This is a genomic window from Paenibacillus validus NBRC 15382, assembly GCF_004000985.1.
Lineage (GTDB): Bacteria > Bacillota > Bacilli > Paenibacillales > NBRC-103111 > Paenibacillus_G > Paenibacillus_G validus.
Window position 1 is genome coordinate 1 of the sequence record NZ_BIMH01000081.1, and the last position, 9,433, is coordinate 9,433.

Sequence of the window (9,433 nt, forward strand, 5' to 3'; positions counted from 1 at the left end):
GGGCGGTGAAGGGAGAATATCCGGCGTACTGACCGGTGTTCTCATCATCGGGGTGCTGAGCAACGGTCTGGTATTAATGAATGTAGGCGATTACTACCAAAGCATCATCAAAGGGGTCGTGCTGATTGCGGCAATCGGTCTGGACGGTCTCCAGCATAAAAACAGAAAGAAAAAAGCTGTGCCGTCGGTCCAGTTGGCGGCTGGGGGTTGAAGGGATAATCAACGGAGGCAACCTTAAAGCAACGGGAGCTTTCGTGGTAACCAAATTCCACTAACCATTGATCGAAATCTATTGAAAAGAGGGATATCTTACATGTCGATGCAGGAAGAAAACCAACCCGTGAAGGATCAAGGAGCAATTGGTGGAGAGAACGTGAAGGTTGAATTTGAGGACGGTATTGCCTGGGTGATCTTGAACCGTCCGCACAAGCGGAACGCGATGAGTCCGGCGCTGAACGAAGAGATGGTTGAGATTTTGGAGCAATTGGAGCTGGACGATCGCTGCGGCGTCGTCGTGCTGACGGGCGCGGGAGATTCCTTCTCGGCCGGTATGGATCTTAAAGAATACTTCCGTGAAACCGAGAGGAAGTCGCAAGCCGAGATCGCGAAAGTGCGCCGAACGGCAACGAATTGGCAGTGGCGAAAGCTGATGTACTACTCCAAGCCGACAATCGCCATGGTGAACGGCTGGTGCTTCGGCGGAGCCTTCACCCCCCTGATTTCCTGCGATTTGGCCATTGCTGCAGAGGATGCCACTTTCGGTTTGTCTGAAATTAACTGGGGAATCATTCCGGCAGGGAACGTTACCCGCGCGGTTGCCGCGGTAATGGGGCAGCGCAACGCGCTCTATTATATTATGACCGGCGAACCGTTTAACGGCGTAAAAGCTGTGGAAATGGGCTTGGTGAACGAAGCGGTGCCGAAAGAAAAACTGCGGGAGCGGACGGTTGAACTGGCGAGAACGCTGCTTAGCAAAAATCCGGTTGTTCTGAACGCGGCGAAGATGGGCTATAAATATTCCCGCGACATGCCATGGGATACGGCTGAAGATTATTTAGCGGCGAAACAACAGCAGCAAATATCGCTTGATCCGGAACGCGGACGGCAGCAGGGGCTCAAGCAGTTCCTTGACGATAAGACGTTTCGCCCGGGACTGGAGGGTTACAAGCGTGAGTCTTAATTCGAAGCCGCTGGCCAATGCCGCTGCGACGGTCTCCGTGGAGAAGCTGCTTCACCCCCGCTCGATTGCCGTCGTGGGGGTGTCGGCTGCGCCGGGATCGCCTGGCGAAGCCGTTGTAGACCACCTGCGGCGCTTTCGCTATGACGGTGAGATTCACATGGTCAGCCGGAACCGGGAAGAAGTGAACGGGATTCGGTGCGTGCCGGCCATCGATGACCTGCCGAAAGGGATCGACGCCGTGGTGTTGTGTGTTCCTCAAGCGGCGGCGGTAGAAGCGGTACGGGCTTGCGCGCGACGGGAGGCAGGTGCCGTCATGATTTTTGCCGCAGGGTTCGCGGAGGCAGGCGATGAAGGGATGATTGCCCAGCAGCAAATCACCGAGATCGCTCGCGAGAACGGGATGGCGGTGGCCGGACCGAATTGCATGGGGTTAACCAATTTTATCGATCGTGTTCCGTTGACTTTCGCGCCGGGTCTGAAGGCTACCGCGGTGGAGGGTCAATTGGCCCTGTGCGTGCTGACGCAAAGCGGAGGAATGATGTCTTCGCTGCGGGAAACAAGCCAGGCCCGCGGCATACCGCTCTCCTATGCGATCTCCACAGGCAACGAAGCAGCGGTCGGCGTTGAGGATTATCTGGCCTATTTGCTGGATGACGCATTGACCCGGGTGGTGACCATGTACGTCGAGCATATTCGCCGGCCGCAGCTGTTCTTGCAACTGGCATCGAAGGCCAGAGAGAAGGGGAAATTCATCGTACTGCTGCATCCCGGCAAGAGCGAGGCGTCGAGGGAAGCTGCACAATCGCATACGGGCTCGCTCGCCGGAGATTACACGGTCATTCAGACGCTGCTGGAGCATGAAGGCGTCATTATGGTGGATACGATGGAGGAATTGGTAGACGTCGCATGGTTTCTCACCTGCTATCCCGTCCTGCCCGATCGCGGTACCGCGATTGTGACGGACTCGGGTGCGTTCAAAGGCTTCGCCCTTGACTTCTGTCAAGCGGAGGGGCTGGAGCTTCCCCTGCTATCCCAAGCGACGATCGAAGCAATCAAGCCCGTGCTTCCCGAATTCACGACGGCCACGAATCCGCTTGACATCACCGCGCAAGCATTGACGGATATGAGTTTGTATACGGCTGCAGCCGAGGCGTTTCTTGCGGATGCTGCGGTCGGAAGCTTGTTGATCGCGGTGCTGCCCGGCTCGCCGAGAATAGGTCTGGCGAAAGGGCGTGCTGCGCTGCCGGCCATATCGGGATCCAGGAAGCCGGTCGCGTATGTCCTGTTGGGAGAAGGATCTCAGCTGGCTGATGAGCTGATTGACGAAATGAAAGCGACCGGCGTACCGTTGTTTCGCTCGGCCGAGCGCGCAATCCGTGCGCTTGCTTGCGTGACGAAAGCCGGAATCGCCCGCTCCGAAACGGGCAGGGGCCGCTGTACGGTTACGGTAACGCCGAATCCGCTGCCAGGGACGGGTGCCTTACCTGAATATCTGGGGAAACAATACCTTGCCGCCGCCGGAATTCCGGTGCCGGCGGGCGAGCTGGCCGCAGATGTGGAGGCAGCTTGCGAAATCGCGGGCAGAATCGGTTATCCGGTTGTCATTAAAATATCAGCCGGCGAAATCGCGCACAAGAGCGATATCGGCGGTGTCATTGTCGGCATCGGACAGGAGTCTGAGCTGCGCGAAGCCTGGACCCGGTTGCACGATAATGTACAGCGGGCGTTTCCGGGGTTGAAGCCGGAGGGCGTGCTGGTCGAGAAGATGGGAATCCGCGGTATTGAAATGGTGGTCGGTGCGCGAAGGGATCCGGAATGGGGCCCGATGGTGATGGTCGGTCTGGGCGGGATCTGGATCGAGATCTTGAAGGACGTATGCTTCATGCCTACGGATATAAGCGAAGAAGCCATAGTGGAGAAAATCCTCACGTTGCGCTCGTCCGCGCTCCTTCGCGGTGCGCGAGGCGCGAAACCTTCGGACTTGAAGGCGCTGGCCAAGGTTGTGGCGGTCGTTGCGGAACTTATGAGAACGACGCCGGAAGTGGCTGAGATCGACATTAACCCGGTCATCGTATATCCCGACGGAGAGGGCGTATTGGCATTAGATGCGCTTGTCGTCGTATCGGAATGAGGACCGATGCGTGACCGCTCTTTGACCTACAAAGGGGAGGAGAATACGGATGGACATCCTGGTTATAATGAAGCAAACCGCAGCACATAGCGCTTTGCAGACAAGGGGAATTTCCGTATGACCATCCGTGACTGCCTGCAGATAACGAATAGAAAGGACCTGCTAGGGTCCTTTCCGTGTTGAAATTTATTGTATATTTTGAGAGCAATGTGATTGACACAAGCGGCCCGGACATGGTACTTTATTTCGAGAAATGAATTTTGAGTTGCATAGCTCATTTTGGATCAAAGCAACCTGCCCGGAACGTTCAAGCGGTTGTCGATGCTTCTAAGGAGACCTCATGCGTAATTTAGCTGTATTCACACCACACTATTCTGCCGGTCGGTAACCCATGCGGGAAGAGATTTTCTCGGCCGTGCTTTGAATGAGCTGTTTGATCTCCTCCAACCGATCGTTCAGCTGAATTTCCGGACCGACGACTCCTATAGCCGCTATAGCTTGTCCGTCCAGACCAAATATAGGTGCTGACATGCCGATTACCCCGATATCCGTTTCATTCAATTCTACAAAGAAACGATCTTTCCTGATTTGCAGCAGCCGCTGCCGAACCAGCTCTTTGTCCGTAACCGTAAAGGGTGTGATTTGCTCGATTGGCTCACTCAGAACGCGTTCGATTATTTCGTCAGGCTGATAGGCCAGCAACACCGGCCCCAGTACCCCGTAAAGAAAGGGGCGGCGTACGCCGACGTGCGCCGTCACTTTTAAGCCTTCGTAGTTTTCATTTTCTTTCTTTAAGGAATAAAAGACTTGTCCCTGATTTTCTCTGACGGCCATCAGAACGGTTTGATTCGTCTGGAGATGGAGCTCGTTCAGGAAAGGTTCCGCTTCCTGATGGACGTCAAGCATGGACGTTTTGAGCAAACCAAACTCGATTAGCCTTAAGCCGGGAGAATAGGTTAGAGTTTCGGGATCGTATTGGATCAAACCTCTTCGTTCAAGCGTGTACAAAATTCGATAAGCCGTATTTTTAGGCAGTTTAGACAGCTGTGACAATTCCTCAATGGTCAATGTTGATTTATTAAGGGTAAATGCCTCGAGCACATCGATTGCTCGGTCGATGGCACGGATGGAACTCATGTTGATCTCGCGCATGATAAACCTCCGAAAACTATTATGACTGTATTTTACAGGTGTCCTTCCTTACAGTCAATTCAGCGGATCGTCTCGGTCATGCTGCAGCCCATTTTCGAAGAAATTTTATTGGAGGTTTCGATGACAAGGTTTCTCATGGCCTCCAGTTGATCGTGAAGATGAACTTCGGGACCGACGATTGCAATGGCCGCCGCAACGTTGCCGTTCATATCGAAAACAGGCGCGGATATCCCGGTGACGCCGAGGCTGGTTTCGTTCGATTGAACAAAAACGCGTTCTCGTTTAATTTGTTTCAGCCGCTCGCGGATCCTTGCAGCATCCGTAACGGTATGCTGCGTATGTGGTTGTGGAGGAATGCTTAGAACGCGTTCTATTTGTTTTTCCGGAAGAAACGCCAGAATGGCCTGCCCGAGAACGCCGTACAAGTAAGGACGGCGTACGCCGACGAGCGTGTTTACTTTTAAGCCTTCATGATTTTCGTTTTCTTTTTTGAATACGTAAAAAATTTCATTTTCCTCCGGCAATGCCATCAAAACCGTTTCGTTTGTTAGGGAATGAAGCTCTTTCAAGAAAGGCTCTGCCTCTTGCCGTACATCAAGGGTGGAAGATTTCAGCATAGAAAATTCCAAAAGTCTTAGACCAGGATGATAGGTTAACGCATCGGCATCGAATTGAACGAGTCCTCTGCGTTCAAAGGTGTATAAAATGCGGTATACGGTGTTTTTGGGAATATTGGAAATTTTCGATATTTCTTCGATAGTCAGGGCTGTGCTTTTGGCACTGAACGCTTGTAATACATCGATCGCCCGATCAATTGTCCGAATCGAATTCATATGTATGTCTTTCATGTTAGCTGCCTCCGTTTAATTTTGCATAATTTTTCGTCAAGAACGCTTTCGATTATTGACACGTGCGTGTAACCATGATACTTTTTCATTATAACATAAAATGAGTCAATCAACTCATAATAATTAAAAAGTTGTAGAAAGGATGTCGTTAAATTGAAGATCGGATTGTGCAATGAATTTACACCGGGTGTCATCCAAGAAGACCTGAAACCGCAGATTGAAGAACTAGGCTTCTTTTTTGAAAGCGCCTTCTTCGATCAGGCGGAAATCCGTTGATACGTTTACGCCGATCGGGTCCCGGTTCTTTAGAGCCCGGTTCAAGAACAACCGTCAGTAAGCAAGGTTTCGGCAAGATTCAGCTTCGTATTAAGAAAGGAGTCATGGAACATGGGTGTCGATAAGCTTCATCTGCTGATCAATAATGAAGATGTGGAGACCGGGCAGTATACCGAGGTTAAGGACCCGGGACGTTACACCGACGTAGTGGGGCTGGTAGCCAAAGGAACCGTTCAGCATGTCGAGCAAGCCGTTCAGGCGGCGCATCAGGCTTTCGCATCGTGGCGACAAACATCTCTGGAGGAACGTAGTGCGCTGTTCATGCAAGCGGCGAAATTATTGGAAGAAGATACTTCCTCTTTATCGGAAATGCTGACACGGGAGAATGGCATGCTTCTGAATGATGCGTCCATGGAAGTCGGACTGTCCCCCTATGTCATCTATTTGACGCTTGAGAACGCGCAAGCTTTCTTCCAATCTAAACAAGCGGAGGACGAGGTCAGCTTTGTAAGCGTGGAGAAAAGGCCGATCGGCGTGATCGCAGCCATTGTGCCTTGGAATGCGCCATTTGTCTTGACGCTGCAAAAGCTGGTGCCGGCCGTGCTTGCGGGCAATACGATCGTGATCAAACCTTCCCCGAATGCGCCGATCAGTATTAGTAGGGCTTTGAGAAAAATGGCGGCCTTATTTCCGGACGGCGTCATTAACGTCATTCATGGGGACACCGATGTAGGGACGGCTTTGACCACCCACCCGCTGGTCCGCAAAATCACGTTTACCGGCGGAGGCAAGACAGCGAAGCATATCATGAAAGGTGCGGCGGATTCGCTTAAAGGTGTTCATTTCGAATTGGGCGGCAACGATCCGGCCATCGTTCTCGATGATGCGGATTTGGATGAGGTTGTCCCCAAAATTGTACAAGGCGCTTTCTGGCGCTCGGGTCAAATCTGTTTCGATATTAAGCGGGTATACGTGCCGCAGGCGATGTACGACGCTTTTTACAGGCGAACATGCGATCTAGTGGACGCTTATAAAGTGGGACACGGATTGAACCCGGATGCAACCCTTGGGCCGGTCAACAATAAGCTGCAATACCAGTATGTTAAAGAACTGATCGAAGGCGCAAGACAGAGCGGTGCGAAGGTCATCGAGCTCGGACAGAAGCTGGAGCCGGCCAATTGGGACAACGGCTACTTCCTGCAGCCGGCAGTTGTTGGGGACGTTGAACCCGGCCAAGACATCGTCACTTGCGAGCAGTTCGGACCGGTGATCCCGCTCATTGCTTATCGTTCGGAGGAGGAAGCGCTCCGCATGGCTAATATGACGGAGTATGGATTAGCCTCCTCGGTATGGTCCTCCGATTTTGAAAGAGCTTTGCGGGTCACCCGAGAAATCGAAGCCGGGATGACGTTTATCAATGGACATGGACAGTCTCCTCTCGGCGCCAAGCTTATGCCGTTTGGCGGCGTTAAGCAAAGCGGAATCGGCAGGGAAAATTCGGAAGTCGGCCTTGCGGAATACATCGAGTACCATGCGATCAATTATCACAAGCAAAGTCATTGATGCGAAGAATCAAGCGGTCGAAAGATGAACTGATAGACAGTTAAATGTAAGCGTTAACAATAAAAACTAGGGGGGCTTTATATGAAAAAGATCAAACCGGCATTGATTATCCTTTTGTCCGCTATGCTTCTGCTGGTTGCGGCATGCAGCAGCAGCGGGAACCTTTCAGGCGGAAATAACGGCGGGGCTGCCAGCAATAATCAGGCAAATACGGATGCGGGTGGGCAGGCAAATAAATCAACAGAGGGAACCAAGCTGAAAGTTGGAGTGACGATTCCCGACTCGACCCACCCGTTCTTTATTTTATTAATCAAGGCCATTGAAGAACGTCTTGCCGCAGAAAACGGTGAACTTCTCGTGTTCGGAGCCAACAACGATGTAAATAAACAGATCAACGACATTGAGAACATGGTGGCATCCAAAGTTCAAGTCATCCTGATTAACGCGATGGAACCGAAAGCCGTTGAATCCGCCGTTCAGCATGCACAAGCAGCCGGCGTTAAATTTATCGCTCTGGGGAACGATGACATGCCGTACGTTGACGTCACCCAAACCATCAGCCATAAAGAGATCGGCAAACTGATGGGGGAGACCGCCGCCAAATGGATCAACGAGAAGCTGGACGGTAAAGCGGAAGTGGGACTCATCGTTTCGAGCGCAAACCAGAGTTTGATCGATCGTTCCAAGGCATTGGAGGAAGCGATCCGGAATAATGCGCCGGGCGCCAAAATCGTGTCCGTGCAGGAAGCTAGAACACAAGCGGCCGCTCAGGGTGTAGCGGAGAACATGCTTACCGCCAATCCGAACCTGCAGGTGATCGCCACGATGATGGACCCCTATGGTCTGGGAGCGTTAGAGGCGGTTAAGGCGGCGGGCCGGGATAATGGCAAATTCTTTATTAACGGAACAGACGGAACGCCGCAGGCACTGGCTGAGGTGAAGGCAGGCGGCGCCTTCCGGGCAACGCTCGACTTGGAGACGGCGAAACAGCCTGATGTCACGATGAACCATATCATGAAGCTGGTGAAAGGCGAACGGGTGGATAAAATTTATTTCTCCAAACTTACGGTTCTCGATGGCGGAAATATCGACCAATTTGCCAAATAAAATTTGGACAATACAAAGGGGGATGTTACGGTGCAAAGATCATTGAAACATTTATTGACAACGGTCATCGCGATCTTGCTTGTGGGTGTCATGTCGGCATGCGGAAACGGAAATGGGAATGGCGGCAACGAAACCTCGTCTGCCAACACGAACACGGCTGCGGGCGATTCCTCGAACCAGGCTGAAGGCTCGAAAGAAAAAGCGCCGTTAAAAGTAGGCTTTGCGGTACCGGATGAAGCGCACCCGTACTTCATCGCTCAAATCGGCGCCATTAAGAAACGGGTCCAAGAACAGGGCGGAGAGTTGTTGGTCGCCAATGCGGGCATGGACGTGAACAAGCAGATTAACAACATTGAAAATCTGGTATCCTCCAAAGTGCAAGCGATGATCGTGTTCCCGATCGATCCGAAGCCGCTGGAGGATTCCTTGAAAAAAGCGCAGGATGCCGGGATTAGAGTGGTCGGCTGGGGATCGTTCGGGATCGAGCATGCGGATGTCGTGGTGAACTCGGATCATACGGCGGTCGGAACTGCGGTAGGTGAAGATGCGGCGAAATGGATTAACGAGAAATTCGGCGGCAACGCGGAAGTCGGGCTCATTATTTCAACCTATAACCCCGGTCTGACCGAGCGAGGCGTCGCGCTGGAAGCTGCGATCAAGAAAAACGCGCCGAATGCGAAGATCGTAGCGAAGCATGAGGCATTGACCGTGGCAGATTCACAGAAAGTAGCCGAGAACCTGCTGACGGCCCATCCGAATATCCAAGTCATTGCCACGATCGACGACTCGGAGGCGCTTGGAGCCTATGAGGCTGTCAAATCCCACGGCAAGGCAACCGGCCATTTTTACATTAACGGTGTCGGTGCAACACCTGAAATGTTAACGAAGCTGAAGGAAGAGGGAAGCGTGCTCCGGACCACCCTGGATATGGCGACTTCCAAGAACCCGATAATCATCGTGGATAACATCCTGAAGCTGCTCGGCGGCGAGAGCGTGGAGAGAGACCAGCTTTCGAAGCTGACGATCGTCAATGCAAGCAATGCGGACGCGTTTATGCCCAAGTAAGCCTGCCGTAAAGACCCGATGAAAGAGGAGAGCCATGCAGGATATCGAAATCGTGTTCTCGCTGAGATGTTTGCCGGAGCCGACGCTCCTGACGAAGGGGAAATTCAAATT

General features: G+C 52.4%; 8 protein-coding genes and 1 pseudogene. 7 read left to right on the forward strand and 2 right to left on the reverse strand.

The features are described from left to right. The 3 genes and pseudogenes from PVA01S_RS26900 to PVA01S_RS25435 form a co-directional block, all read left to right on the forward strand. Positions 1 to 211 (forward strand): annotated as a pseudogene (locus tag PVA01S_RS26900) (hypothetical protein); the annotation flags it as partial. 102 nt (positions 212 to 313) lie between these two features. Beyond that, positions 314 to 1,180 carry a p-hydroxycinnamoyl CoA hydratase/lyase gene (locus tag PVA01S_RS25430; RefSeq protein WP_196426832.1) on the forward strand — a complete coding sequence of 289 codons (867 nt, stop codon included), beginning with the start codon at positions 314 to 316 and terminating at the stop codon, positions 1,178 to 1,180. Continuing rightward, positions 1,170 to 3,311: an acetate--CoA ligase family protein gene (locus tag PVA01S_RS25435; RefSeq protein WP_196426831.1), complete on the forward strand. Its 2,142-nt coding sequence runs from the start codon at positions 1,170 to 1,172 to the stop codon at positions 3,309 to 3,311. Before PVA01S_RS25430 ends, PVA01S_RS25435 begins: the two co-directional genes overlap by 11 nt. 369 nt (positions 3,312 to 3,680) lie before the next feature. On the opposite strand, the gene PVA01S_RS25440 is transcribed toward PVA01S_RS25435, so the two are convergent. Together PVA01S_RS25440 and PVA01S_RS25445 are read right to left on the reverse strand one after the other, a co-directional pair. Beyond that, positions 3,681 to 4,463, reverse strand: coding sequence for an IclR family transcriptional regulator (locus tag PVA01S_RS25440; protein WP_127610621.1), 783 nt, complete (start codon positions 4,461 to 4,463; stop codon positions 3,681 to 3,683). Between the two features lie 59 nt (positions 4,464 to 4,522). Beyond that, complete coding sequence (locus tag PVA01S_RS25445) at positions 4,523 to 5,311, reverse strand: IclR family transcriptional regulator (RefSeq protein WP_127610623.1); 789 nt, start codon at positions 5,309 to 5,311, stop codon at positions 4,523 to 4,525. A gap of 153 nt (positions 5,312 to 5,464) precedes the next feature. Here PVA01S_RS25445 and PVA01S_RS27585 point away from each other — a divergent pair, with 153 nt between their 5' ends. The 4 genes from PVA01S_RS27585 (at position 5,465) to PVA01S_RS25460 (ending at position 9,322) form a co-directional block, all read left to right on the forward strand. Then, a complete protein-coding gene (locus tag PVA01S_RS27585) occupies positions 5,465 to 5,587 on the forward strand; it encodes a hypothetical protein (RefSeq protein ID WP_258313471.1) in 123 nt (40 codons plus the stop codon). Between the two features lie 111 nt (positions 5,588 to 5,698). Further along, positions 5,699 to 7,150 (forward strand): aldehyde dehydrogenase family protein, encoded by a 1,452-nt coding sequence (locus PVA01S_RS25450; RefSeq protein ID WP_127610625.1) that lies wholly within the window; start codon positions 5,699 to 5,701, stop codon positions 7,148 to 7,150. Positions 7,151 to 7,231: 81 nt separating this feature from the next. After that, complete coding sequence (locus PVA01S_RS25455) at positions 7,232 to 8,257, forward strand: sugar ABC transporter substrate-binding protein (protein WP_054798556.1); 1,026 nt, start codon at positions 7,232 to 7,234, stop codon at positions 8,255 to 8,257. A gap of 30 nt (positions 8,258 to 8,287) precedes the next feature. Beyond that, the gene (locus tag PVA01S_RS25460; RefSeq protein WP_127610627.1) at positions 8,288 to 9,322 is read left to right on the forward strand and encodes a sugar ABC transporter substrate-binding protein; all 1,035 of its coding nucleotides are present in this window, start codon (positions 8,288 to 8,290) and stop codon (positions 9,320 to 9,322) included. Positions 9,323 to 9,433: the final 111 nt, after the last annotated feature.